Origin of the sequence: Vagococcus allomyrinae, assembly GCF_017829975.1 — a bacterium.
Taxonomy (GTDB): Bacteria; Bacillota; Bacilli; order Lactobacillales; family Vagococcaceae; genus Vagococcus_D; species Vagococcus_D allomyrinae.
In genome coordinates this window covers 14,993-41,857 of sequence record NZ_JAEEGA010000004.1, presented here as the reverse complement: position 1 = coordinate 41,857, position 26,865 = coordinate 14,993, and the positions used below count along the sequence as shown (strand labels likewise).

The window sequence follows — 26,865 nt, the reverse complement described above, 5'->3', positions numbered from 1 at the left end:
AGAAATAAATGGAAAATGTTAGCACAAGCCCCCAGGAAAAAGGCTTACAGTATTGGCAAAAAGTAATCATTATGTTGTGTTTAGGTTGGGTGACGATTTGGATTTACCGTTCAGCACTAACACCCCTTTTCCCAGAAATTCAAGCGACAATTGGGAAGTACTCAAATGCTCAAATGGGTCTAATTTCAAGTTGTTATTTCTTTGGTTATACGGGTATGCAAATTCCTGCTGGGATTTTAGTCGATAAATTAGGAAAGAAAACCGTTCTTATTCCGGGATTTCTGTTATTCGCTGTGGCGGCCTTCTTTATTTCAACAGCAACGTCCATTACAAGTATCTATATCGGTAGTGTGTTAGCAGGAATTGGTTGTGGCTCTTATTACGGGGCCGCATACTCACTTTCATCAGAAAGTATTCCTGCTGAGCGTCGCGGTCTTTCAACTGCCATCATTAACAGCGGATCAGCAGTAGGTATGGGATTTGGTTTAATCGGTTCAAGTTTGATTGTTAAACAGTTTGGAATGCCTTGGCAAACGATGATGTATATCTGTGTAGTGGCAATCCTTGCGATGGTAGCAGTGTTTGCGATCGTTATTAAACCAGGCCGCGTTGCTCCTGTTTCTGCTACCAAAGAGACTGTAGAAGATACGCAACCACAAGGCAAGACCAATATGAAACAGTTGTTCAGCTTGAAAATGATAACAGCTTACTTGTTATATTTTGGTACCTGTTATGGTTATTACATGGTCGTAACATGGTTACCCTCCTTCTTGCAAGAAGAACGAGGATTCCAAGGATTGGCAATTGGTTTTTCGTCAGCATTAGTGGCCTTTTCAGCTATTCCTGGCGCATTGTTCTTCAGTCGCTTGTCAGATAAAAATCGCGACAAAAAAATCAGTTTTATCTTTGTTTTAGAAATAGCAGCAGCTTTAATGTTATTGTTAACCGTTTTAGCACCGAGTTCAGGTATTTTATTGGTTGCCTTAATCTTATATGGGTTATTAGGCAAATTGGCTGTAGAACCAATTATTATTTCTTATATTGCCGACAGTGCGTCAAAAGAAAGTTATGGGACCACCTTTGGCGTGTTTAATTTCTTCGGTATGAGTTCATCGGTCATTGCACCAGCCTTAACTGGGTTAATTTCTGATAATACTGGCTCGAAAATTATGGGCTTTTATATTTCAGCAGTGATTTTAGTTGTAGCAACAGTGTTGTTTGTCATAACAAATAGAAAAAAAGCAAATGCTTAAAATGTAAACGAAAGAGGCGTATTGACATGGGTTATAAGACAAATGAGATGGGGTATCCAACAGATTTATTAGCATCACGGGCGGTAATTGAACGAGGAAACTTTGCGATTATCCCACCAAATGGGCTAGTTAAGAATGTTCTTCCGGGCTTTGATAATTGCGAAATGACAATATTAGCCACACCAAAATTAGGCGCAACATTCGTGGATTACGTGTGTAACGTGTTACCAGGCGGAAAAAATGACCAAGGATTTGGTGGAAATGGCATTGAAACATTTATTTATGTGATGACTGGTGAATTGACAGTATCCGTTGGTCAGGAGACCTTTAGTTTGGCAGCAGGAGGGTATGTTTATTGCCCACCGACTGAAAAGCTAAGGTTTGTTAATCACTCATCTGTCGCAACTGAAACGTTCCTTTACAAGAAAAAATATCAACCTGCAGAAGGGTATGAGCCTTATGTTGTTTCTGGTAACTCCAATGAGGTTGAAGGTGAAGCTTACGAAGGTATGACAGACGTCAATTTCAAAAATCTATTGCCAACAGATTTAAATTTTGATATGAATTTCCATATTCTGGCTTTCGATACCGGAGGTTCTCATGGGTACATCGAGACTCATTATCAGGAACACGGTGCATTGTTATTAAGCGGCGAAGGTATGTACAATCTCGATAATAACTGGGTCCCAGTGAAAAAAGGTGATTACATCTTTATGGGGGCCTATAATTTACAAGCTTGTTATTCAGTTGGACGTAACGCACCTTTGAGTTACTTATATTCGAAAGACTGTAACCGCGACGTGGAATTGTAAACATCTAACCGACAATAATAAGGTGCTTATTGCCAGCCAGGAAAGCGTCATGAGACGTCATCTTGTGTTGCTAGATCTAAACTACGGCATAGAGAAGCTTTTATACTTGTCTATGTCACAATAAAAGAGCTTTTCGAGAGAAACAGTCCTCGAAAAGCTTTTCAGTGCTAGTGCCAGTCATGTACCGGCTAGCTTAGCGCGAATTTCGAACAAGTTTCAGCCACTTTAGGCCGTGAAACGTTTCTTAGGAGGATTGTCATGTCGGAAGAATTAATTTATTTAGAAGCGACAGAATTAGAATCATTAGTCAGTCACAAATTGCAAGCAGCAGGCATGTCTCAAGAACATGCTGAGGAAGTTGGTCGGCATTTACGTTACGCCGATGCTCGTGGCATCCATTCTCATGGAGCCGTTCGTGTTGAGTATTACGCTGAGCGGATTGCTAAAGGTGGGTTAACACTTAAACCAGCATTTAAGTTCGAGCAAACTGGGCCCAGCACCGGTATTTTTCACGGAGACAATGGTTCTGGGCATGTGGCAGCAAAAGAAGGGCTTTTTCATGCCATAAAACTGGCACAAGATACAGGGGTCGGTATTGTTGGAATTTCTAAAATGGGGCATAGCGGCATGTTGTCTTATTATGCAGATATTGCAGCTCAATCGGATCTAATTTGTTTGACAGTTTGCCAATCAGATCCTATGGCAGTCCCTTTTGGTGGAACCGAGCCTTATTTTGGAACTAATCCCATTGCCTTTAGTGCTCCAACCCAAGGAGAGCGGCCTATTATTTTTGATATGGCAACAACTGTCCAAGCATGGGGGAAAATCCTTGATGCTCGCAGTAAACATTTGGAAATCCCCAATAATTGGGCAGTTGATGTTCAAGGGCAACCCACGACAGATCCTTACAAAGTGCAGGGCTTACTTCCAATTGCTGGACCTAAAGGATATGGCTTAATGATGATGGTGGATATTTTATCTGGAAGCTTACTCGGCTTGCCTTTTGGGAAACATGTTAGTTCCATGTACTCTGATTTGTCAAAGGGACGGAATTTAGGTCATTTGCATATTGTCATAAATCCGGCTTATTTTACTGATTTAAGACAATTTAAGGAAAATCTTTCAACAATGATTGCTGAACTACACGAAAATCAACCTACTAAAGGGTTTGATCAGGTTCTTTATCCTGGGGAGTTAGCTGAAAAAATTCAAGCCGAAAGCGACATAAAGGGAATCCCAATCGTCAGAGAAATTTACGATTATTTAATAAGTGAGACGATTCATTTTGATAAATACGATCATTCTGATACTTTTGCAGAAAAAGAATAACCAACATAAAGAGAAGCCGACAAAGTAAAAGGAGTGGGAAAATGTTACAGACAATTATTATGAAAAATAGTTATCAAGACTCTGTTGTCTTGATGTTGTTAACAAGTAAATTAAGTCAATTGGCTAGTGTAAAACGGGTATCCATCATGATGGGAACCCCTGCCAACAAAGATATTTTAGTGTCTGGTGGTTTTGACACACCGGAAATGGGGGCTGCAACAGCTAATGATATGTTGGTGATGCTAGAAGTTATGTCTCAAGAGGATACTCAAGAAATTCTGGACTTGATTGATTCAGAATTGAACAGTCAGAAGGAAAGCACTGGGGACATCAAGGAAACCATCAACACTTGGGATAAAGCACTAAAAGCTTTGCCTGATGCCAATGTCGCTTTGATTTCTATTCCAGGCGTTTATGCCGCTTTGGAAATCGAGAAGGCTTTGGATCACAATTTGCATGCATTTGTTTTTAGTGATAATGTGGCAATTGAAGATGAAGCACGTTTAAAACAAAAAGCTCACGATAAAGGATTGCTAGTTATGGGACCTGATTGTGGAACAGGCGTTATTCACAGTCTGCCATTGGCTTTTACAAATAATATTCGCCCGGGGACAATCGGTGTTGTCGGAGCTTCAGGCACAGGTATCCAAGAAGTTACCACATTGATTCATCGTTATGGGCAAGGCGTGACAAATGCCATCGGAACTGGTGGACGCGACTTGTCAACGGAAGTTGGGGCGGTCTCAATGATTGACAGTATTATCGCCTTAAACGAATCGGCAGATACCGATGTGATTGTGGTGATCTCAAAACCGCCAGCAAAAGAAGTTGCCACAATGGTATTAGATGTCCTTCGTAAACTGTCTAAACCCGTTGTAACGTTATTCTTAGGATCGAACCCAAGGTCTCATGAAGAAAATCTTTATCACGCTTATACATTGGAAGAAGCTGCTCAGTTAGCAACTAAAATCAGCCTTAATCAGACAGTTGAATATACGCCAGCAGCGGCTAAAGAAGTTGGAAGAGGAACAGCAGATGGAATAAAAGGGTTATATTCAGGAGGCACGCTAGCTTATGAAGCCGCATTTTTATTACAAGATGCCTTAAAACTACCAGAAACATCTCATGCTGAAGGATTTATTATGCAAAATGGCCCTCACGAAATTATGGATTTAGGAGATGATGTCTACACTAATGGTCGTCCTCATCCAATGATTGATCCAGATGTGCGAGTAACAGAGCTTAATAAAGTTCTCGAACAACCGGAAATTGGTGTTGTGATGTTGGATGTAGTCCTCGGATACGGTGCTCATGATGACATGGCGACGGCACTAGCAAAACCAATCCAAGCAGTCAAAACAAAATTACAAGAGCAAAACAGACATGTTATCTTTGTCGGTGTGATCGTCGGCACAGATGCTGATAAACAAGGGTACGAGTCACAAATTGAAATCTTAGAAGAAGCAGGCGTAGTGGTCTGTCAGAACAATGTGCAAATGATCCGCACAGCACTTGCTGCAACTGGTCACTCGTTAACTTTTGCAGAGAAAAACATTACGGAAAAAATAAGCAGTCCTCTGACACATTTACCTCGTGCTTCTGAAAAAGTAACAACCTTATTAGGAATTAAACCAAAAGTCATCAACATCGGCTTACAAAGCTTTACAGAGTCGATTACTGACAATGGTGGGGAAGTGGCTCACTTTGATTGGCGCCCTTCGGCAGGTGGCGATGTTGCCTTGCAGAAGACGCTGTATTTCTTAAACAATTTCCAATTTGCTTCAAAGGGGGAGAATTAATATGACTTACCAAACAATTGATGAGGCTAACCAAGCCGTTATTGATAAAATCACACAAAGTGCACCCTTTTTAATGGATGTTCAACCAGCCAAGGCGCTGATTCCTGCTTTGGACAGTTACCTCTTATTACACGCTGGGCCACCCATGACGTGGGAGGAAATGACCGATCCGATGCAAGGCTCTTGTGTCGGAGCCGTCTTATTTGAAGAATGGGCAACAGATGAAGCCGAAGCCCGTCACTTATTGGCTTCCGGACAAGTCGCCTTTGCCCCTTGTCATCACTATGATGCCGTGGGCCCCATGGGGGGCATTACCTCAGCCAATATGCCATTGTTAGTCGTTGAAAATAAAACCGATGGCAATCGGGCTTATTGTACGATGAACGAAGGAATTGGAGCAGTCTTGCGTTTTGGTGCTTACTCAGATGAAGTGATCACCCGCTTACGCTGGATGCGAGACACTTTAGGACCAGTCTTAAGCCAAGCCATTCAAACCATGGAAGAGGGCCTTAATGTCAACGTTCTAGTGGCAAAAGCAATCGCTATGGGGGATGAGTTTCATCAACGAAATATCGCCGCTTCCTTAGCCTTTTACAAAGAAGTTGGTCCGATTATTACCAGTTTGCCGATTGCTGAAAAAGAAAAACAAGAAGTATCCCAATTCTTAGCGGATACCGATCAATTTTTCTTAAACATCATGATGGCTGCCGCTAAAGCTGTCATGGACGGGGCTCGCTTGATTGAAGAGGGCACTGTGGTCACAGCCATGTGTCGGAATGGGAAAGACTTTGGCATTCGGATCAGCGGTATGGGAGATCAGTGGTTTACAGGTCCAGTTAACACGCCACAAGGGTTGTACTTCTCAGGCTATAGCGGAGAAGATGCCAACACCGATATCGGCGACAGCGCCATCACAGAAACCTTTGGTGTAGGCGGAATGGCCATGATCGCGGCACCAGCGGTGACTCGTTTTGTTGGTTCAGGAGGCTTTTACGATGCGTTGAACACCAGCAATGAGATGGCTGAAATTTGTATTAGTCACAACAATAACTTTCCAGTGCCAACTTGGGATTTCAAAGGAATTTGTTTAGGAATCGACGCTCGCTTAGTAGTGGAATCAGGCATTACGCCTGTTATCAACACAGGGATTGCCCACAAAAAGGCGGGAATTGGGCAAATTGGAGCAGGGACTGTCCGTCCTCCTTTGGCTTGTTTTGAAAAGGCCATTACTGCTTATGCCGAAAAATTAGGAATGACCTTATAATTATTCCAAATCCTAGAAAGAGAAGCCATCTTGCCTCGTTTCGATGGTTCTCTTTCTATTATATTAAGCTGATTTATCTAATCAGGATAAGAAAACGTTTGCTATTTGTCTTCGAAGACAAATGTCATTCAAGATTAAAGAGCTTATAATAAGAAAAGATGAACGGGGTCTTACGTAGCATCTAGGATAACAAGCTAGATATTGATTTGACAAGAGAGGTGAACACAATTGAACATTAAATGGAAAGGCGACTTGGTTGACGAACTACTTGTCAATTCAAGTGAAATTACTTGTCACAGTCAGTTTACTCATGGTGTTAATCTTAGGGTAGCTAATCAATTATTGTTCATCGGTGATGATCAAAAAGGCTGTGTCCCCTTTGGTATTCATCTCTCGAAAAATGAGTTTCAGATAATTAATCACCAGCCGGACTGGCCAAATAAGGTAAAAAAAACAGCAACAGGACTTTTATTAGGAGATTTGAAGCTTGATCTGGTCCAGTCTTCATCTTATCCTAATCGGTTGCCTGACATACAACTAAGAAAATCACAAGAAATGACAGTGGCAAATCAGATTTTAAATGAATACTTAAAAAAAACGGGGTATGATTTCAGCCCATTATTCACGGATTTAATTTTTGGAACTGCCAATCTGCAGAGCCATACGAGTGACCAATATCTGGCTTATTACATAGGACGTGGCTTAGGATTAACACCTGCTGGCGATGACTTTACCATTGGTCTGTTAGCAATTGATACGATTCAGCCTTTCCTGCCTAAGGATTTCCGTTCAAAATTGGAACAGACATTAAGTGACAAACGAACCACTGACGTATCAGAAAGTTATTTAGCAAGCGCTTCTCGGGGCCATTTTAGTTCCTTAGTAATTGAGGTAATCAAAAGTTTCGCTAGTTCAAAACAGGCTATTGAAACAGCTGTTTTGGCATTAGCCAACTCAGGTAGTACCTCAGGTTCAGATACGCTTGTTGGTATATATTACGGATTGCAACATATTCAACCTAAGACTGTATAGAGATAAGGAGAAATAAAAATGAAACAACGAGTCGTTTTAGCATTAGGTGGCAATGCCATTTTACAACCAGGACAAGAAGGCACTTATGATAATCAAAAAGCAAATATCGACACAAGCAGCGATAGCATCGCTGCAATTCTTAAAGATGGTCACGAATTAGTAATTGTTCACGGTAACGGCCCTCAAGTCGGTCAGATTTTACGTCAAAATGAACTTGCTCAAGCTGAGGTGCCACAGCAGCCTTTACCAGTTTGTAGTGCAGAATCTCAAGGGTTTATTGGGTATATGATGCAACAGTCTCTAAAAAATCGTCTGCCAGAAAAAAACATTGCAACAGTCCTAACCATGACGGAAGTTGACGGGCAAGATCCAGCTTTTAAGACACCAACGAAACCAATTGGGACATTCTATAGCGAGGAAGAAAGTTTAGCTTTAGCAACATCTAAAGGTTGGACAATGGGTGAAGATGCTGGTCGTGGATATCGCCGTTTAGTACCGTCACCAAAACCCAAGGCGATTGTGGAAGTGGATACAATCAAAACACTATTAGCCAATGATATTGTCGTAATTTCCACAGGCGGCGGGGGAATCCCTGTCGTTAAGGAAGAGGAGCAGTTCCGTGGGGTGGCGGCAGTTATCGATAAAGATTCATCGGCATTGCGCTTGTCTATTGACGTAGAAGCGGATGTCTTGATGATATTAACAGATGTACCAAACGTTTACATTAATTATGGCAAATCGAATCAAGAGAAACTGACTGCGTTATCTTTGGAAAAAGCCCAACAATATTATGCTGAAGGCCATTTTTCAGATGGTAGCATGGGACCTAAAATGCAGGCGTGTATCGAGTTTGCTAGTTTAGGGAAAACTGCGATTATCTGTGCGTTAACAGATGCAGTTGATGCACTGGCTGGCAAGGCTGGAACACGTGTTGTTGGATAAAAGACAAAAAAGACTGGAAATTCCAGTCTTTTTTTAACCTTATTTTAATCGATTTAACCAGTTAATTAGCTGTCGATAGGCTTCTTGAGCGGCAGGATTCCGACTATCAGCATCAAAATCGTGAGGCAACTCTTTTACTTGATACAGGTAATTTTCAGGGATTTGTTGCGCCATTTTTAGCGAAATATCAAAAGGAACATCCTGATCGTCACGGCTAGCCGCTAAAAAAGTTGGTGGCAACTCTTGAAGAGACTTACTGGTTAAACTAAAATCTGGCTGCGGGTTCTTTCCTAATAATTGCTTAACCCATTGACCAGTTTGGCGATAAGATAAGTAGATTGGAAAACGTTCATTAATACTAGCCTGGCTTTTAGGCGCTCCTTGAGTCAGTTGATAAACCGTCATAAATGGAACAGCCGGGTATTTTTTATAGTAGGAACTGGCTTGGTTAAAAGCAGGGTAATCCAGTCTATCGTAGCCATAAAAACTGACAATCCCTTTTAGCTGAGAATTATTATGCTGATGAGCCAGTAACAGACTGAGGTAAGCACCGGCCGAGCGGCCAAACAAACAAAAATTTGCAGAACCTAAACCTAACAGTTGGTTGTGTTCTAATTTAAACCAGTCAATAGCTGCGCTCAAACAAGCAGTTATCTCGGCAATTGTCACTTCTGGAATCAACGGGTAATCAACTGTTAACAAGTGATAGCCATGGTTATTTAGCAACTCGATATAAGCAGTTGGAAGATCATCACGATTTCCGTAAATTAATCCGCCTCCGTGAAAATAAATTAAAGTCAGTCCTTCTTTTCGATTTTCGGCAGGATAAAAACTGGCCATAAGCGGCAAATCTTGATGGTGAGAATATTGATAGATTTCTTTCATATGTCAAACTCCTTGTCGATTTGATAGTGTTATCAAGTTACATCCACTGATAACTTGATAATACTCCTAAAAGACTTGCTTTTCATTGGTCATAATAGATAAAAAAGCAGGGGCAATTGTACGAAAGAGGAGAGTCGCTATTTTCTTTACAGATTGTTTAAACTAATAGTGACGGCATTATCTTTTCTGGAAGCAAATGGCGCTAAGATAAGTAAAAGGAGGATCAGGATGGCTAAACGTGTAGTAGTCGCAGTAGAAGACAATGCCATTTTACGACCGAATCTAAAACCAACGTATAAAAAGCAATTATTTAATGCTAAGCTCAACGCTGAGTTTATTGCCAAGATTGATGATTTGGATTATGAAATAGTTTTGATTCATGGAAATGGCCCTCAAATTGAAAACATTCTCTTTCAAAATGAGGAAGCAGATCATGTTATCCCAAAATCTCCTCTCGATGTCTGTGCGGCGGAAGCCCAAGGGCTAATCGGGGTATATGATGGAACAAGCTTTGATAAATGTTCTTGCACAGAAAGGGTCTACCAGCAGTGTAGTAACTCTTTTAACTCAAGTAGAAGTAGCTGAAAATGACCCTGCGTTTAATCAGCCAGCTAAATTTATTGGTTTATATTACAGCTCTGAAGAAGCAGCTCAAATAGTTGCTGAAAAGAATTGGTTGATGGCTGAAGATTCTGGCATAGGCTATCGTCACTTAGTACCCTGCCCTGAACCGCAACGAATTCACGGCATTGAATCGATTGTTAAGTTGGTTCAAAATAACACGATTGTCATTGCAGGAGGGAGCGGCGGAATTCCTGTTTATAAAGATCAAATGGGGCTTTTAGCTGGAATTGAAGCGGTGGTTGACAAGGATTTAGTTGGAGCACAGTTAGCCCAAAAAATAGATGCAGATGTTTACATGATGTTGACAACTGTTGAAAATATTTACGTAAATTATGGCAAATCAACCCAGAAACGATTAGGAAATATCACTGTAACAGAGGCCAAACACTACTATCAGGAAAATCAATTCGCTTGTGGTAGTTTGAAACCAAAAATAGCCGCAGCAATTCGTTTTGCCGAATTAGGAAAAAAAGCGATTATTTGTACCTTGGAAGAGGCCGAATCAGCCTTGTTAGGTGAATCGGGAACTCATGTAAGCAAAGGATAAGAAAAGCTACCTCTTGCGTGAAGCTGGATCCAAACTACGATGTAGAAAAAAACTAGAGCAAGTTGCTCTAGCTTCATTCAGTCAATGGGTGTTGACAATTCCAAAGCTAATCGTAAGTTAAGACTAGTTGCCGGGTTATTAATTGACTCTCCTAATATTTCCTGACAATTATCAATTCGATATTTTACTGTATTGCGATGGATAAATAGTTCGTTAGCTGTTCTGGTGATTTCACATTGATAGTTCAAATATGTTTTTAAGGTTTTGCGCAATTCTTTCAGAGCGCTTGTTTCTGGGTAAGCCAGCTCTTTTAAAGTCGATTGGCAAAAATAGCGAACTTCCTCAGGTTGCATATTATCAAATAAGTTTAACATCCCTTTAGGCTTGTAATAATTAATCCTATTTTGTGATAAATCAGAAACTGAGCTTTCAAACGTGATTTTCGCTTCAATATAGCTGGTTGAGAGTGCGTCTAAGCGGCTACAGGAATGGCCAAAAGAAAAAGCTAAGGAAATCGGTAAAGCTTGTTCCAATTGTTCAGCTAGAGAGGTCAGTACGGCGACGATTTTAGTCGCTTCTTCTTTTGCTTGTAGAACAATCGCTAATTGATTGCTGTTTTTAATCGGGAAGACCAGCGTATCCTTAAGGTAGCGAGGCAATTTTTCTGCTAGCCAATAGTTGGCAAGTTGACTTTTTTCTTGGTTATACTTTAATTCGAACTTGCTCTTTTCGTCATTGCGACAATTAACATAAATAATTTGATAAAAATGAGAATATTTAATCCCGAAATTTAAATCAAAAGGAAACCACTCTTTTTGCTCAAAAACTGGATTCTGCTGACTTTCAATTAGTTTCAAAAAATAATCACTTTTACTCATTTGCTGAGATTCTGTTACTTTTAAATTTTTTAACTGCACAAAACTCAGAACTAAAATGGCTTGTTCAATGGCAAATTCAGAAACGGGATAAGGTATTTGCTCTGGTTTCAAAATGACTAAATAGTAGGGGAAATTACTATTACTTTTAATTGGGTAAATCGCCACTTGAATTTTTTTCTCATCAAAATCAGCGATGATAGCGGAACGAAATTGACTATCATTTTTAAAAGAGTTCACCTCCATCAATTGTTTAACAAAATACTCAGGAGGTTTTCTTGATTGGCTGAAATCGCTGGATTGTGCAACAACCTCCTTAAAAGGATTTAGTAACATAACAGGTGTTTGTACCATTTTACCAAACTCGCCGATAATTTTTGCCAGGTTTGCGTCATTGATTAGCAGATTAGAAAAGCGTTTTTGAATATCCAAGGCGTAGGTGATTTGTTCAGTTTGAGTATGCCGAATATAATTTGTTAGTTTATGCAATAAAGACCCGAGTGGCTTGGTTTCAGGGATCAAAACTAAAGGAAATTTGTTTGCCACAGCATAATCGATCACTTCTGGGTGGATTTCATCTAAGAATCGTCCGATTTTGATGGCCAAACCAGCTGATTGGGCTAATAGTAGGGAATCAATTAAAGGGATTAACTCTGCTTGTCTATCTTGGAAGTGCATTGCCGTGGTTAAAAGAAAGACATTTTTTGGCATATAAAGAGCCACGTCAGGTGTTTCTGTGATTTCGATGCTGTCTACTACGTGGGCTAAATCAGCTCCAGGTGTTAGAATAAGTAAATCACTAAAACGTGGGACAGTCAGTAGTTCAATTAAAGTTGTCAAGATAATCACTCCATATTTCCATGATAAATTGATTATACGGGAAGCGTTTTCCGATTTCTTTGTGCAAAACGACTAAAAGTATTTTAGATATTGTGATTTACGCTAATGAAACAAGGTCGAACCAAGTAGGATAATAGTAGTAAGAATAAGAGGTGAAAGACAAACCATCTTTCATAAGGGTTGTTGTGAGTTTCGAACAAAAAAATTGACACGACAACTAACTCAAAAAATTGTTGAAGGAGCTGTATGTATGATTGAACCATTTATGACACCGATTAGAACTATAATGACACCGGGTCCTGTTGAGGCTCATCCCTCTGTCTTAAGAGCCATGGGAACACCCATTGTTGGACAATTTGACCCAACCTTTTTAAAGGTGATGGATGAAGTAAAAGAAATGATTAAAGTACCATTTCAAACTAAAAATAAACAAGCCTTTGCCATTGATGGAACTTCTCGTTCAGGCTTAGAGGCTGCACTGATCGCTTTGATCGAGCCTGGTGATAAAGTTCTGATACCAGTCTATGGACGTTTCGCTTTTCTCTTAGGTGAAATCTGTGAGCGAGCCCAAGCAGAAGTGATTTATGAGGAAAAAGAATGGGATGGGGTTTTCAGTCAAGAAACTGTGATTGACATGATTGATCACCATCAACCTAAAATTGTGGCTATGGTTCATGGGGAAACGGCCAACGGGCAAATGCAACCCCTTGATAAAATAGGACCCTATTGTCAAAATCATAACATTTTCTTTGTCGTTGATACAGTGGCTACTTATGGTGGTGTGCCAATTAAAGTCGACGAGTGGGGAATTGACATCGCCATTGCCGGGACTCAAAAATGTCTCAGCGTCCCCTCAGGTTTGTCCTTGATTACCTACAATGATAAAGTTGAAAAAGTGCTAGATTCTCGTTATCAAAAAGAATTGGGCTTAAGCAAAGAGTTTCGTAATGACCGGCATATCGCTAGTAATTATTTGGATTTAAGCCAATTGCAACGGTACTGGAGTTCTGAAAGAATCAATCACCACACTGAGGCTACCAGTTTGATCTATGCTCTTCATGAAGGTTTGCGCCTATTACTTAATGAGGGGATTGACAACAGCTATGCACGTCACCAGCTAAATGACCAAGCGATTGTCGCTGGAATTACTGCAATGGGATTGGAGATGTACGGCGATCCTGAGACAAAAATGCCGACAGTAACGCCGATCATGGTGCCAGAAGGCATCGAAGCAGAATCCGTTCGTTCTATGTTGTTGGAACACTTTGGTGTTGAGATTGCCTCATCTTTTGGTGCCTTACAAGGCAAGGTTTGGCGAATTGGCAATATGGGATTCAGCAGCCGTCATGAAAATGTGTTACATGTACTGGGCGCCTTAGAAGCAACTCTTTTGTATCACGGTGCAACTCTTAATCGTGGTCAGGCTGTCCAAGCGGCATTAACTATCTATCATAAGTAATAACTAAGAGGCTGGTCTAAAAAAACCAGCCTCTTTTTAATGTGCAGCAAGACCAACTATTCGCTGAACTTCTCTTTTGGCGATAACAAGAATATCGCCAAAAGAGAAATAGACTATTATTGATTTAACCAAAAATTTCTTTGTTGCTAATTAATCGGTGCAGCCGCAAGCCGATTTGTAATTGGAGAATTTCTTCTGGATTATCAAAATCGAGATTGACTAACTCATGAATCTTTTCAATGCGATAGCTTACTGTTTTATAGTGAATAAACAACTGTTCAGCAGTCTTTTTTAAACTCTGATTGAAATCTAAAAAATAGCTTAAGGTGTCTACCCAATCAGGATAAGCGTCAATGATGAGCTGTAACTTTTTAGGAATATATTTTTGATAATCTTGAAAAGGAATCAAGTCGCCAAACATTCGATATATCCCTAAGTCCTCATAAGTTAAGACAAAGACATCCGCAAAAAAGAGGGTGGCTTGTTGCACTACTTGTAAGGCTTTTTTTGCTTCAGTGTTAATGTCATCTAGGAACGTCGCATCGCTTATGCCTACACGACATAGAATCGGTTCGTCTTGCCAATTTTGATGAATACGCAACAGGTTATCACTAAATTGTTTTTGTTCAAATTCCGAACGATTGGCACTGATGATTAAGATAATCCGATTGCTACGAATGCGATAAGTCAAATGAGGGTAGTACTGCAACAGCTTTCTCATCAATTTTTCGCCGATTTCCTTTTGTTTTTTGCGAACTTCAAAACTAGGCTTTTCAGAAAATGACTGATTACTAAATTGCCACACGACAACACGATAGGACAGTTGTTCATCCAACCTGAGTAATTGAGCGTATTCAGATAATTGTTCTTTGGAATGATACTTTCCGTATAAGACATCGTCAAAAATGTCATTAAAATAGTTTTGCTTGACTTCATTGATACTGTTTAATTTCAACAATTCTAATTGCAAGGCGATGATGCTGTTTTCAATGGCCATAAAGTCCATTTCGCCAACCGTTTCATTTATCTCATGAATGATTAAATAACTAGTTCCAACAGCACTTATTTTCACTGGAATGAGTAATTGGGAGTAGTCGTCATTAGGATAAGCATCAAAACGAACCGTTTGACGATAACATTCAAAATTTAAATTTTCTTGTTTAAGCGGCAATTCATTGATGACCCGATAATCATTGAACTGATGATCTGTTTGAAATATCACTTGCTTCCGATTCTTGTAAAAGGAGACTGGATTATTAATAAAAGCTTCTAAGGCCATTAAGGTTTCCTTTAGGCTGGCATCTTTTTGATTCAAAGCTAAGGTCATTAGATGTTGATGAACCTTTCGATAATGATCAAGAAGTTTGGCTTTATGATTGAAGAGTGTCTGCATTACTTCAATCATAATCGTTTCATAGCCAGCAGAACCTGGTATTTGAATAATTGGGAAATGAAAGCGGGCAGCTCCAGATAAAATCCCCGGCGGAATTTCGTCAACAAAGCGACGAGTTTTAATAATTAAGCCACTAACGTTTAGTGTCACTAATTTTTCAATAAAAGATTCCTGTTCGTCGATCGAAAAGTGTTGAATGCTAAATAAACTACTTAACAGTAGTTGTCCAGCAGAAGCCCATTTTTCAACATCAGGTGCTTCCATGATCATGATATTACTCACTTCATTAGTCAGACCTTCTTGTCCCTCTAATAAAGTTGCCTCTTTAAGAGAGGGTAAGGATAAAATATGTGTTAATGTCATTGGCATTGCATTGACCTCCTATAATGCGAAATTTTACTTAAGTAAGCCCCCATCCAAAACAGATAGACGAGCGTCCCTTGTTTTTTTATAGGTGGTTTTACACTTTTTTTGGGTGATTTAAGCAAAATACTCGACGTACAGTAAGATGATATCTATAATTGTGCAAAATGTCTATAAAAAAGTTCTCGTTTATCCACAGTAGATAAGAAAACGCTTCCTGTTTATCTTATGGCATAAATGGCATCCCCACCATTTAAGTATAGAATTAATGGTGAAGAAGGGACGAGAAACCTTCCGTAAACAATCGGAGATAGACAGTTGGATCTTCCGATCAATAATGAGATGTCAGCTAGTAAAGAAATGGGGAACTCATTTACTGATGACTGAAAATGAAAGGGGCTAAAATAAGCAGGTAGGGGAACAGGTAGATTTTGGATTTATTCGGATTATTAAAACATGATGGATTTATAAGAAAAAGGAGTGTTTCAACATGAGTAAAATGAAACAGTTAGGTATCGCTGGTTTGAGTATTGTGGTGAGTTTGTTAATCGCTCACCCCGTATTAGCAGCAGGGATTGAAGCGACTAAAACACCGACTGGATTTATGGCTGTATTAACCATAATCCCGCTGATTATTGTGTTGACTTTATTATTTTTAAAAGTTGATATGATTATTGCTGGCTTAGCTGGTGGGGTTGTGGCCATGATTATTGGTGGGGTGAGTTTAGCAGATGCTAATACGCAATTATTGGAAGCTGTTCCTAGTATGTTGTCCATTACTGTGCCAATTATCAATTCTGCCGTCGCTATGGCAGTGTTTAAATCAGGTGGTTATACCGCTGCTTTAACTCTTGCTAAACGAGGAACTAAAGGTAAAGTGGAGTATGTGTCTGCTTTTATCGTCATTTTATTGGCAGCAGCAACTTATATGTCAGGAATTGGTGGCGGTAGTGCCATGGTCATTGCGCCTCTTGCTTTCGCAGCAGTTGGGGCAGTACCTGAATTAATTGCAGCGATGTCATTAGCAGCTGCTGTGTCATTTACAACATCGCCTGCTTCATTAGAGTCAAGTATTGTTTCTAAATTAGGCGAATTTCCAGTTGCTGAATACGTTGCTGCGATGCGCCCGTTTTGGTTATTTTTCTTAGTTTTGGCGATTGGCTTAGCTTTTTGGGGAACAAAACGTCGCAATCTTGGATTTAAAGAAGAAGAAAACAGTGAATATGACTCATTTACTAACGGTCAATTATTCAAGATGACCATCCCAGCAATTTTCTTGCTGTTTGCGGTTATCTTTGGCCCCTTGGTCAATCAACTAACTGGGATCACGATTTTCACGCCAATGGTATACATGATTGTAACGTTAGCATTAATTTTCTTCTGCACGAAATTCAACATGAATCAGTCTGTGGAAGCAATGATTGATGGCTCAACATATATTTTAACTCGTTTGTTCCAAGTGGGAATATTTTTAGCCTTCATTAACGTAATCGCTCAAACAGGAACTTTTGCAGTGATTGCTGGGGTTGCCAAAGCAGCACCGTCAGCGATAGTTGTACCTGTTGCTGTCTTAACCGGGATTTTAATCGGCATACCTGCCGGTGCTTATGTGGGATCTGTTTTGACTTTAGTCTTGCCAGTTGCCGTCTCATTAGGCTTTTCACCCCTTGCTCTAGGCTTCGTGACAATTGGCGTCGGGCTGGGCAGTCAGATGAGTTTTGTCAATATTACCATGCAAGCATTATCTTCTGGTTTCCAAACACCAATTTTGGATATTGTTAAGGGAAATATTAAGTGGATTAGCATGGCATCAGTTATTTTGCTAATTATTTCATTGATTTTTGGTTAACAAAGAATCTACAAAACTACTAGGAGGGTTTACCTATGGATATTTTATTTAAACAAGTACGATTGAACGATGATGAAGAATTAAAAGATGTGGCGATTAAAGATGGTCTAATTGTAGCGATCGATCAGGAGATTACTGACTCAGCTGATCGTGTGATCAACGGCGAAGGAAGAGTGTTAATTCCAGGTTTTGTGGAAAGTCATATTCATTTGGACAAGGCGCTAATTGCGGATCGTAAACCAAATCAGTCTGGAACATTACAAGAGGCTATTAAAGTCACTGCTGAACTAAAACCAACTTTTACCAGTGAAGATGTCTACACTCGAGCTAAAACGGTCTTGGATTTGATCGTTGCCCGTGGCGTTACCACGATACGAACTCATTCAGAATTTGATCCTGCTCAAGGATTTACCGGCTTTGAAATGATTTTGAAGTTAAAAGAAGAGTATCGCGATTTAGTTGATATTCAAGTTGTGGCTTTTCCGCAAGAAGGCATCTTCAAAGCGCCGGGAACTGAAAAAATGATGTATGATGCCATGGAAATGGGAGCTGATGTAGTAGGTGGTATTCCATATAACGATGCGCCAGCAAATGAACATATTGATTTAATTTTCGAGATTGCCAAAAAATATGACAAAGATATTGACTTACATCAGGATTTTGCAGATGAAGCTGACAACATGTCAATTGAATATTTATGCCAAAAGACCATTGCTGAAGGATACCAAGGACGGGTATCTGTAGGTCACTTAACAGCACTCCATGCATTACCACCAGAAAAATTAGCCCCTATTATTCAACTGATGGCAGAGGCGAATATTAGTGTTATGGCCCTACCAGCAACAGATTTACATTTAGGGGCTCGTAATGATACCTATAATGTGCGACGTGCTGTAACACCAATTCGCAAGTTAAGAGATGGCGGGGTCAACGTTTGCATTGCCACCAATAACATGCGTAACGCTTTTACACCTTATGGCAATGGTGATATTTTACAAACAGCGATGCTAGCCATTCCTGTTGCTCATTTAGGTGGGGCAGCTGATTTACCAACAGTATTGCCGATGATTACAACCAATCCAGCTCGTGCGATTGGCTTGACTAACTACGGAATCGGCATTGGAAAACAAGCCGATGTGGTACTACTCGATACTAAAGTAAAAAATAACAGCATTATTGATATTCCAGAACGACTAGTAGTGGTTAAAAATGGACGCGTGACGATAGAAAATACAAAAGAAACTGTTATTCATCGTTAAGACTGGTCTAACACTCCTGAAAAGAACGCCAAACACATAAGACACCTCCGACGTTAGATAAGTTGTTTTGGGACGAGGATCGGCTTGCTTGTTCAGCGTTCTTTTCCTGTGGAAGTTAACTGGACGTATAAAAAAATAGATGAGGTGGAAACGATGTTACAGACAATCATCAAAAAAAATAGTTATCAAGATTCAGTTGTTTTAATGTTGTTAACAAGTAAATTAAATCAATTACCCATGGTTGAACGAGTGTCTATTATGATGGGCACGCCTGCTAACAAAGATATTTTAGTAGCAGGCGGTTTTGATACGCCAGAAATGGCTGAGGCAACTTCCAACGATATGTTAGTCATGTTAGAAGTGACTTCACAAGAAGCTACGCAAGAAGTGTTGACATTAATTGAAACAGAGTTAAACAGTCAAAAAGAAAGCGAAGGGGCAACTAAAGAGGTCATAAACACTTGGGATAAAGCACTCAAGGCACTACCTGATGCCAATGTCGCTTTGATTTCCATTCCAGGTGTTTATGCCGCTCTTGAAATTGAAAAAGCGCTCGATAACGGACTTAACGCTTTCGTTTTTAGTGATAATGTCCCCATTGAAGAAGAGGCGCGTTTAAAACAAAAAGCCCATGATAAAGGACTTATCGTGATGGGACCTGATTGCGGAACTGGCGTCATTCACGGATTGCCGTTAGCCTTTACCAATAATATTCGCAAAGGGAAGATAGCTGTTGTCGGGGCTTCAGGCACCGGTATCCAAGAAGTTACCACATTGATTCATCGTTATGGACAAGGCGTGACAAATGCCATCGGAACTGGTGGACGCGACTTGTCAACGGAAGTTGGGGCGGTCTCAATGATTGACAGTATTATCGCCTTAAACGAATCGGCAGATACCGATGTGATTGTGGTGATCTCAAAACCGCCAGCAAAAGAAGTTGCCACAATGGTATTAGATGTCCTTCGTAAACTGTCTAAACCCGTTGTAACGTTATTCTTAGGATCGAAACCAAGGTCTCATGAAGAAAATCTTTATCACGCTTATACATTGGAAGAAGCTGCTCAGTTAGCAACCAAAATCAGTCTTAATGAGGCAGTTGCATACACTCCAGCTCCTGCAAAAGATGTGCCATTATCAACGACTAAAGGAATTAAAGGATACTATTCAGGTGGCACATTGGCTTATGAAGCAGCATTTTTATTGACAGATGCTTTGGCGATTAGTGATAATCACCATCAAGCAGGATATATCCTACAAGCAGGCCCTCATGAAGTCATCGACTTAGGCGACGATTTATACACAAATGGTAAACCTCATCCGATGATTGATCCTGAAATTCGAATTGAGAAGATTGAATCGGTGCTTGACCAACCCGAGACGGCTGTCGTCATTCTTGATGTGGTTTTAGGTTATGGTGCCCACGAAGATATGGCTAGTGCTTTGACAGGAGCTATTGAAAAGGTCCAAATAGCTCGTCCTGATGTGCTGTTTATAGGGATTGTTGTGGGGACAGACGCTGATAAGCAAGGTTTTGAGCAACAAATTGAAATTTTGGAAAAAGCAGGGGTTGTCGTTTGTCAGAATAATGTTCAGGCAATTTCAACAGCAATTAGAGCTGTTGGTGGCCAATTGACCTTCACTTCCAAAGAAACACTTCCGAAAGAGGCTAGTCCTCTAAAGCAATTACCTACTGTCTCATTTGAATTAGAACAGTTGCTCTCGACAACACCAAAAGTCATCAACATCGGCTTACAAAGCTTTACAGAGTCAATTACTGACAATGGTGGGGAAGTGGCTCACTTCGATTGGCGCCCTTCGGCAGGTGGCGATGTTGCCTTGCAGAAGACGCTGTATTTCTTAAACAATTTCCAATTTGCTTCAAAGGGGGAGAATTAATATGACTTACCAAACAATTGATGAGGCTAATCAAGCCGTTATTGATAAAATCACACAAAGCGCACCCTTTTTAATGGATGTTCAACCAGCCAAGGCGCTGATTCCTGCTTTGGACAGTTACCTCTTATTACACGCTGGGCCACCTATGACGTGGGAGGAAATGACCGATCCGATGCAAGGCTCTTGTGTCGGAGCCGTCTTATTTGAAGAATGGGCAACAAATGAAGCCGAAGCCCGTCACTTATTGGCTTCTGGACAAGTGGCCTTTGCCCCTTGTCATCACTATGATGCCGTTGGCCCCATGGGGGGCATTACCTCAGCCAATATGCCATTGTTAGTCGTTGAAAATAAAACCGATGGCAATCGAGCTTATTGTACGATGAACGAAGGAATTGGGGCAGTCTTGCGTTTTGGTGCTTACTCAGATGAAGTGATCACCCGCTTACGCTGGATGCGAGACACTTTAGGACCAGTCTTAAGCCAAGCCATTCAAACCATGGAAGAGGGCCTTAATGTCAACGTTCTAGTGGCAAAAGCAATCGCTATGGGGGATGAGTTTCATCAACGAAATATCGCCGCTTCCTTAGCCTTTTACAAAGAAGTTGGTCCGATTATTACCAGTTTGCCGATTGCTGAAAAAGAAAAACAAGAAGTATCCCAATTCTTAGCGGATACCGATCAATTTTTCTTAAACATCATGATGGCTGCCGCTAAAGCTGTCATGGACGGGGCTCGCTTGATTGAAGAGGGCACTGTGGTCACAGCCATGTGTCGGAATGGGAAAGACTTTGGCATTCGGATCAGCGGTATGGGAGATCAGTGGTTTACAGGTCCAGTTAACACGCCACAAGGGTTGTACTTCTCAGGCTATAGCGGAGAAGATGCCAACACCGATATCGGCGACAGCGCCATTACGGAAACCTTTGGTGTAGGCGGGATGGCCATGATCGCGGCACCAGCAGTGACTCGTTTTGTTGGTTCAGGAGGCTTTTACGATGCGTTGAACACCAGCAATGAGATGGCAGAAATATGTATCAGTCACAACAATAACTTTCCAGTGCCAACTTGGGATTTCAAAGGAATTTGTTTAGGAATCGACGCTCGCTTAGTAGTGGAATCAGGCATTACGCCTGTTATCAACACAGGGATTGCCCACAAAAAGGCGGGAATTGGGCAAATTGGAGCAGGGACTGTTCGTCCTCCTTTGGCTTGTTTTGAAAAAGCCATTACTGCTTATGCCGAAAAATTAGGAATCAATCAGTAAGATTAGGCTCACACTTTCATAAAGCTAAAACAACAGGGGAGGATTTACCTCTTCCCTGTTGTTTTAGCGAAAGTTTGTGAAAAATGGGTTGTTCGTTTAGACATCACTTGCGACTTTTTTGAAAAAAATGAAATCGAAGCAATATCGCTATTAGTATTTATTCGATGTGCACAAAAAAAATAGCGTTTTTGTAACTTCCACCAATGAAAACGCTTTTAACAAAAGTTATGATAAGACTATCAGCAGCTGATACGGCAAAACAGTTAACGACTATGCACGATATTAAAAACAGAAAGGTTATAAATATACCTGAAAATGATCTTATTTTCAGGATGAAAAATTTGTTAAGCAACAATAAACTAAAGTCCAACTTTCATACTAGGAGGGTATTTATGGTCAGCAATGATTCTGTCAGTCATCATGAACAAGATACTGACATTCGTGTGACAGAAGAACAAGTTAAACGGTTGAGAACGAGAGGCTATAACGACGATGTACTGCCAAAAACGGCGACTAAACGAAATATGGGTACCTCAAATTATTTTACGTTATGGATGGGATCGGTACACAACATTCCCAATTATACAGCTGTTGGCGGATTTCTATTTTTAGGCTTGTCACCATTAAATGTGATGTTAGCGATTATTGTCAGCTCTTTGGTTGTGGCAGCTTTTATGGTATTAAACGGACGTGCAGGGTCTCGCTACGGAATCCCTTTTGCTATGCACTTGCGATCAACTTATGGGGATATCGGCGCTAAACTTCCTGGTTTTTTAAGAGGATGTGTGGCAGCAATTGCTTGGTTTGGCTTGCAAAATTTTACTGGATCATTGGCATTGCTGATATTAGTTGGCAAAATATGGCCAGGATTTTTAACATTGGGTGCTGAATTTAATTTCTTTGGGATTAATCTTCCTGGATTAATCGCCTTTACTGTCTTTTGGATAATTAACATGGGGATTGGTTTTGGCGGTGGTGGTGTTTTGAATAAATTTACCGCAATTTTAAATCCGTTAATTTACGTTGTTTTTGGGGGAATGGCGATTTGGGCAGTAAAAGTCGGTGGTGGGATTAGTAATATTTTGGCTTTTACACCAACAGGTAATATGGTTCAAAACCATTCAGCTCCTATAGTCTATTTAATGATTATTAATGCCGTATTAGCCGTTTGGGCAGCGCCTGGTGCAAGTGCCTCGGATTTCACACAAAACGCTAAGTCAACTCGCGCTCAAACCATTGGCCAGACTGCTAGTCTTTTGATAGGTTACTTAATCTTCGCTTTTTCTAGTGTGGCAATTTTGATTGGCGGCTCGATTCATTACGGTGTGCAAGAGTGGAATGTGTTAAATATAGTTGATAAATGGGACAGTCTGCCAGCGGCAACGTTAGCCGTCATTGTCTTATTAATGACGACAATCTCAACAAATGCCACTGGTAATATCATACCTGCCGCTTACCAATTGTCGGCGCTATTTCCTAAAAAAATCAATTATCGAAAAGGGGTAATCATTGCTTCAGTTATTAGTTTTCTGATTATGCCCTGGAAATTGATGGAAAATCAAGACAGTATTTTCGCTTTTTTGAATATGATTGGGGCTGTTTTAGGACCAGTAGCTGGGGTAATGATCGCTCAGTATTTTTTCATTCATAAACAAACGATTGATTTAGATCAGTTATATATGGATCCCTCTGAAGACAATTCAAACAATCAATACAAAGGGATTAATAAAGAAGCCTACATCGCAACGATTGTGGCGCTAATTATTTCAATGTTAGGTCAATTCATTCCCAGTTTAAAAATCATTTCCAGTTTGTCTTGGTTAATTGGTGCTGGTTTATCTTTGATTATTTACTTAGTTTTAAAAAAACGGAAATAAATAACCAACTTGTTTGGTTAGAATAAAACTTCCTGAGGAGGAAAAGCAATGGGCTATGATTTAATTATCAAAAACGGTTTAGTTATTTTAGAAAACAGTGAAATCAAAACAGATGTGGCAGTCAAGGATGGCAAAATTGCGGCCATCGGGAATGATTTAGGTGATTCCAAGAAAGTAATTGACGCCAAAGGGTTGATTGTCAGTCCAGGGATGGTGGACGCCCATGTGCATATCACTGATCCTGGCGGTGGTTATCGTGATGAATGGGAAGGTTATTTAACGGGAACACGAGCTTGTGCTAAAGGTGGGGTAACGAGCTTTATGGAAATGCCTCTTAACCAAGTGCCAGCCACTGTCGATAAAGAAAGTCTCGAGATTAAGTTTCAAGCTGGAAAGGGCAAACTATCTGTTGATGTGGCCTCCTTTGGTGGCTTAGTTCCTTTCAATCTAGAAAGACATGGGATTGAAGAATTAGATGCTGGAGGCGTCGCCGCATACAAATGCTTTATGGCCACTTGTGGTGACCGCTCTATTGATGGAGATTTTATGAATGTTGATGATTACTCCTTATACGAAGGGATGAAACTGGTTGCTAAGACGGGGAAAGTCTTAGCCATACATGCTGAAAATGCCGCAATTACTGATCGCTTAGGTGAAATTGCTTACAAAAATGGCAAAACAACTCTTAAAGATTATGTGGCGACGCGTCCAGTCTTTACCGAAGTAGAACCAATTAAACGGGCCATTCTATTTGCCAAAGAAACAGGCTGCCGAATTCATATTTGTCATGTGGCTTGTCCAGAGGGGGTCGAAGAAGTAACTCAAGCTCGTCAGGCAGGGGTAGACGTTACTTGTGAAACATGTACTCATTACTTGTATTTTGAAACAGATGAGTTGGATGCCATTGGTCCTGTTGTCAAGTGCTCGCCACCTATTAGAGATAAAAAAGCCCAAAATGGCTTATGGAAAAAAGTTATGCAAGAAGAGATTTCCTTTGTGACCTCTGATCATTCACCTTGTACTCCAGATTTAAAAGACACAGCTAACGCATTTGAAGCATGGGGAGGTATTTCAGGTGTCCAAAACAATGTAGATATTCTGTTTGATGAAGGCGTTCAAAAGCGTGGTATGCCGTTAACCACTTTTGCCAATATCATTGCGACAAATCCTGCTAAACGCTATGATTTAGCACATAAAGGGAGCATTACTATTGGGAAAGATGCTGATTTTGTATTAATTAAGCCAAATTCTTCATATGTATTGAAGGCAACAGACTTAGAGTATAAAAATCAAATAAGCCCTTATATCGGTCGTGAAATTGGGGCACAAATCGCTCAGACAATCCTACGTGGCCACACTATTTATTCCATTGATGCAGGAGTAGTAGAGGAACGATTTGGTCAGTTTATTTTGAAGTAAAACACCAAAAGTTCAAGCGGTCAAGCAACTGACAACATTTACAAAAACAGTCTGGGACTAATCTCTCAGACTGTTTTTGACGTTTAGCTTTTCTAAGTTTGTATCAGTTAAAGTATTAGGTGAGGAGACAAATTATCCTATGAGGATGGATAAATCTTTGAGCCCCCTTAGAAGCGGTAGATAAAGAGGGAATCACTTCCTACCATGGCGTTTTCCTTATTCCTCACTCTCCATTGAAAGCAACAAAGCGACCCTCAGTTGGATACTTAAATCGGGATCATCAATGGCTTTGCCAAATAATTGAGCGCATTTGGTAATCCGATATTTAACAGTATTGCGATGAATAAACAATTCTTCAGCTGTTTCAGTAATCCGACATTGATTATTTAAGTAAGTGCTCAAGGTTCGTCGCAGTTCAATATCATTTTCATTATCAGGATATGCTAAATCTTTTAATACAGTTGTGCAGAAATAGCGAATATCATCTGCTTCAACTTGTTCGACCAAACTACGAATACCTTTATTTTCATAAAGATAAAGTGGTGAGTTGTCTTTGGCTTGAGCGCGTTGGAGACTCTCAATGGCTTCGTAAAACGAAAAACGAAAGAGGTGAATGTCTGATACTGGGTTGCCAATGCCAAAACTTACAGAAATTCCTAAATTGTTTTTAATTGTTTCGTGAATCCCCATTAGCATTCCTTGAATGTCTTTTTCAGGTTTTTGAAAGAGTAACCCCACTCTTCGTTTATCTGACAATGGGAATGAGACAGTGTTATTAGCGTACTTTTTGGCTTCAGTAAAAAACCATTCAAACATCAATTCTTCGATTTCTTCACTATGGAAGTCATATTTGGCTGGAATCAACATCTCTGTTACCACAGCGCGATAGCTATTACTTTTTATAATGTTAAACGGTTTACCATAATCGATCCAATTATCAATTTCTGGGTCTACGTCAAAATTTTTATCGGTTAATTTCGTAAAAAACTCTTTTTTTGCAGCACCTTCGTTGATCATCAATAAGCGATCTTTATAGATTGTATAGGACAGAACACTAATCGCTTGTTCAATGGCCAATTGAGAGAAGGGGTAGGGGAACTGATCAGATTTTAAGATAACTAGCATATGTGGGAAAAAATGATGACTCCCAACAGGATAAATCGTGACCAACAGTTGTTGACCGGTACGACTTGTTTTCACGATAGACTCTGTTTTACCCAGACTTTGAACTTTACGTATATCGTCTTTTAGCTCTTGGAAAATTTCTTGCTTTAATAGATCATCTATTTTAAAACCGCGACTAGTAGCTTGGATCTCGCCAAACGGATTCAATATAAAAATCGGTCTTTTTATGAGAGAGCTCAAATGATTAATTAAGGAGTTTACGGTTGCTCCTTTCATCATCATATTAGAAAATTTTCGTTGAATATCCAATGCAAAATACATTAATTCCGTATGGTTATCCCAAATGTAGGATAATAATTGATGAGAAACTTCTCCAAGAGTACGAGTAACGGGAATTTGAATAATAGGAAACCCTAATTCGTCTGCCACTTCAATTACTTTTGGATCCAACTCACTAATAAAACGGCCCAACTTAATGGCGATACCAGCACTTGGCAGATTGTTTAGGGCGCGTATTAAGTCGCAAAGCCCCGATGGATTATCTTTAAACGCCATGGCCGTGGTTAATAACAACGTATTTTGAGGCAAATATCCCGACATGTCAGGCGTTTCAGAGATTTCGATCGTGTCAACTTTACGAGTCAAATCAGCTTTGTTATTAATTAAGTTTAAATCAGAAAAACGTGGGACCGTTAAAATTTCTTCTATTGTAGACATATTAAATCTCCTTCATAACTCCATTAAGCCTATTTTACT

Annotated in this window: 18 protein-coding genes and 1 pseudogene; 15 read left to right on the top strand and 4 right to left on the bottom strand. The window is 40.1% G+C overall.

Translation table 11 applies throughout. The features are described 5' to 3' along the window. Nucleotides 1–8 precede the first annotated feature (8 nt). From I6N95_RS07230 to arcC, 7 genes are all read left to right on the top strand, one after another. Nucleotides 9–1,253: an MFS transporter gene (locus tag I6N95_RS07230; RefSeq protein ID WP_209526204.1), complete on the top strand. Its 1,245-nt coding sequence runs from the start codon at nucleotides 9–11 to the stop codon at nucleotides 1,251–1,253. A 26-nt stretch (nucleotides 1,254–1,279) separates the two neighbouring features. Further along, nucleotides 1,280–2,065 (top strand): (S)-ureidoglycine aminohydrolase, encoded by a 786-nt coding sequence (allE, locus tag I6N95_RS07225; protein ID WP_209526202.1) that lies wholly within the window; start codon nucleotides 1,280–1,282, stop codon nucleotides 2,063–2,065. 258 nt (nucleotides 2,066–2,323) lie between these two features. Then, nucleotides 2,324–3,394 carry an ureidoglycolate dehydrogenase gene (gene allD, locus I6N95_RS07220; protein ID WP_209526199.1) on the top strand — a complete coding sequence of 357 codons (1,071 nt, stop codon included), beginning with the start codon at nucleotides 2,324–2,326 and terminating at the stop codon, nucleotides 3,392–3,394. A gap of 41 nt (nucleotides 3,395–3,435) precedes the next feature. Then, nucleotides 3,436–5,193, top strand: a complete 1,758-nt coding sequence (gene fdrA, locus I6N95_RS07215) for an acyl-CoA synthetase FdrA (protein ID WP_209526197.1) — start codon at nucleotides 3,436–3,438, stop codon at nucleotides 5,191–5,193. Nucleotide 5,194: 1 nt separating this feature from the next. Further along, nucleotides 5,195–6,457 carry a YlbE family protein gene (locus I6N95_RS07210; protein WP_209526186.1) on the top strand — a complete coding sequence of 421 codons (1,263 nt, stop codon included), beginning with the start codon at nucleotides 5,195–5,197 and terminating at the stop codon, nucleotides 6,455–6,457. A 228-nt stretch (nucleotides 6,458–6,685) separates the two neighbouring features. Further along, the gene (locus I6N95_RS07205) at nucleotides 6,686–7,489 is read left to right on the top strand and encodes an oxamate carbamoyltransferase subunit AllH family protein (RefSeq protein ID WP_209526184.1); all 804 of its coding nucleotides are present in this window, start codon (nucleotides 6,686–6,688) and stop codon (nucleotides 7,487–7,489) included. 18 nt (nucleotides 7,490–7,507) lie between these two features. Continuing rightward, entirely contained in the window at nucleotides 7,508–8,431 is a 924-nt protein-coding gene (gene arcC, locus I6N95_RS07200; protein ID WP_209526181.1) for a carbamate kinase, read from the top strand. A 39-nt stretch (nucleotides 8,432–8,470) separates the two neighbouring features. Here arcC and I6N95_RS07195 read toward each other — a convergent pair whose 3' ends face one another. Further along, nucleotides 8,471–9,316: an alpha/beta hydrolase gene (locus I6N95_RS07195; protein ID WP_209526179.1), complete on the bottom strand. Its 846-nt coding sequence runs from the start codon at nucleotides 9,314–9,316 to the stop codon at nucleotides 8,471–8,473. A 228-nt stretch (nucleotides 9,317–9,544) separates the two neighbouring features. Between I6N95_RS07195 and I6N95_RS07190 the strand changes: the two are divergent. Next, nucleotides 9,545–10,487: pseudogene (locus I6N95_RS07190) on the top strand (carbamate kinase). A gap of 77 nt (nucleotides 10,488–10,564) precedes the next feature. On the opposite strand, the gene I6N95_RS07185 reads toward I6N95_RS07190, so the two are convergent. Further along, complete coding sequence (locus I6N95_RS07185; RefSeq protein WP_209526177.1) at nucleotides 10,565–12,202, bottom strand: PucR family transcriptional regulator; 1,638 nt, start codon at nucleotides 12,200–12,202, stop codon at nucleotides 10,565–10,567. A 250-nt stretch (nucleotides 12,203–12,452) separates the two neighbouring features. Between I6N95_RS07185 and I6N95_RS07180 the strand changes: the two genes are divergently transcribed. Next, nucleotides 12,453–13,661, top strand: coding sequence for a pyridoxal-phosphate-dependent aminotransferase family protein (locus I6N95_RS07180; protein ID WP_209526175.1), 1,209 nt, complete (start codon nucleotides 12,453–12,455; stop codon nucleotides 13,659–13,661). A 124-nt stretch (nucleotides 13,662–13,785) separates the two neighbouring features. Here the strand turns inward: I6N95_RS07180 and I6N95_RS07175 are convergent, their stop codons facing one another. Beyond that, the gene (locus I6N95_RS07175; protein WP_209526173.1) at nucleotides 13,786–15,423 is read right to left on the bottom strand and encodes a PucR family transcriptional regulator; all 1,638 of its coding nucleotides are present in this window, start codon (nucleotides 15,421–15,423) and stop codon (nucleotides 13,786–13,788) included. Between the two features lie 598 nt (nucleotides 15,424–16,021). Between I6N95_RS07175 and I6N95_RS07170 the strand changes: the two genes are divergently transcribed. The 6 genes from I6N95_RS07170 to allB all read left to right on the top strand — a co-directional run bounded on the left by I6N95_RS07170 (nucleotide 16,022) and on the right by allB (nucleotide 24,984). Further along, nucleotides 16,022–17,266: a citrate transporter gene (locus tag I6N95_RS07170; RefSeq protein WP_245249301.1), complete on the top strand. Its 1,245-nt coding sequence runs from the start codon at nucleotides 16,022–16,024 to the stop codon at nucleotides 17,264–17,266. A 35-nt stretch (nucleotides 17,267–17,301) separates the two neighbouring features. Beyond that, nucleotides 17,302–18,525 (top strand): amidohydrolase family protein, encoded by a 1,224-nt coding sequence (locus I6N95_RS07165; RefSeq protein ID WP_209526169.1) that lies wholly within the window; start codon nucleotides 17,302–17,304, stop codon nucleotides 18,523–18,525. A gap of 153 nt (nucleotides 18,526–18,678) precedes the next feature. After that, complete coding sequence (gene fdrA, locus I6N95_RS07160; RefSeq protein ID WP_209526167.1) at nucleotides 18,679–20,424, top strand: acyl-CoA synthetase FdrA; 1,746 nt, start codon at nucleotides 18,679–18,681, stop codon at nucleotides 20,422–20,424. Between the two features lies 1 nt (nucleotide 20,425). Next, complete coding sequence (locus I6N95_RS07155; protein WP_209526165.1) at nucleotides 20,426–21,688, top strand: YlbE family protein; 1,263 nt, start codon at nucleotides 20,426–20,428, stop codon at nucleotides 21,686–21,688. 392 nt (nucleotides 21,689–22,080) lie between these two features. Then, on the top strand, nucleotides 22,081–23,565 hold the full coding sequence (gene allW / locus I6N95_RS07150) for an allantoin permease (protein ID WP_209526162.1): 1,485 nt from the start codon (nucleotides 22,081–22,083) through the stop codon (nucleotides 23,563–23,565). 48 nt (nucleotides 23,566–23,613) lie between these two features. Beyond that, complete coding sequence (gene allB / locus I6N95_RS07145; RefSeq protein ID WP_209526160.1) at nucleotides 23,614–24,984, top strand: allantoinase AllB; 1,371 nt, start codon at nucleotides 23,614–23,616, stop codon at nucleotides 24,982–24,984. A gap of 216 nt (nucleotides 24,985–25,200) precedes the next feature. Here the strand turns inward: allB and I6N95_RS07140 are convergent, their stop codons facing one another. Next, on the bottom strand, nucleotides 25,201–26,826 hold the full coding sequence (locus I6N95_RS07140) for a PucR family transcriptional regulator (RefSeq protein WP_209526158.1): 1,626 nt from the start codon (nucleotides 26,824–26,826) through the stop codon (nucleotides 25,201–25,203). Nucleotides 26,827–26,865: the final 39 nt, after the last annotated feature.

Coding starts and splice junctions, on each gene's coding strand:
- fdrA (WP_209526197.1), top strand. CDS start 3,436: ATGTTACAGACAATTATTATGAAAAATAGTTATCAAGACTCTGTTGTC.
- allW (WP_209526162.1), top strand. CDS start 22,081: ATGGTCAGCAATGATTCTGTCAGTCATCATGAACAAGATACTGACATT.
- allD (WP_209526199.1), top strand. CDS start 2,324: ATGTCGGAAGAATTAATTTATTTAGAAGCGACAGAATTAGAATCATTA.
- I6N95_RS07180 (WP_209526175.1), top strand. CDS start 12,453: ATGATTGAACCATTTATGACACCGATTAGAACTATAATGACACCGGGT.
- I6N95_RS07140 (WP_209526158.1), bottom strand. CDS start 26,826: ATGTCTACAATAGAAGAAATTTTAACGGTCCCACGTTTTTCTGATTTA.
- I6N95_RS07175 (WP_209526173.1), bottom strand. CDS start 15,423: ATGCCAATGACATTAACACATATTTTATCCTTACCCTCTCTTAAAGAG.
- I6N95_RS07230 (WP_209526204.1), top strand. CDS start 9: ATGGAAAATGTTAGCACAAGCCCCCAGGAAAAAGGCTTACAGTATTGG.
- I6N95_RS07195 (WP_209526179.1), bottom strand. CDS start 9,316: ATGAAAGAAATCTATCAATATTCTCACCATCAAGATTTGCCGCTTATG.
- I6N95_RS07210 (WP_209526186.1), top strand. CDS start 5,195: ATGACTTACCAAACAATTGATGAGGCTAACCAAGCCGTTATTGATAAA.
- arcC (WP_209526181.1), top strand. CDS start 7,508: ATGAAACAACGAGTCGTTTTAGCATTAGGTGGCAATGCCATTTTACAA.
- I6N95_RS07155 (WP_209526165.1), top strand. CDS start 20,426: ATGACTTACCAAACAATTGATGAGGCTAATCAAGCCGTTATTGATAAA.
- fdrA (WP_209526167.1), top strand. CDS start 18,679: ATGTTACAGACAATCATCAAAAAAAATAGTTATCAAGATTCAGTTGTT.
- I6N95_RS07165 (WP_209526169.1), top strand. CDS start 17,302: ATGGATATTTTATTTAAACAAGTACGATTGAACGATGATGAAGAATTA.
- allB (WP_209526160.1), top strand. CDS start 23,614: ATGGGCTATGATTTAATTATCAAAAACGGTTTAGTTATTTTAGAAAAC.
- allE (WP_209526202.1), top strand. CDS start 1,280: ATGGGTTATAAGACAAATGAGATGGGGTATCCAACAGATTTATTAGCA.
- I6N95_RS07170 (WP_245249301.1), top strand. CDS start 16,022: ATGGCTGTATTAACCATAATCCCGCTGATTATTGTGTTGACTTTATTA.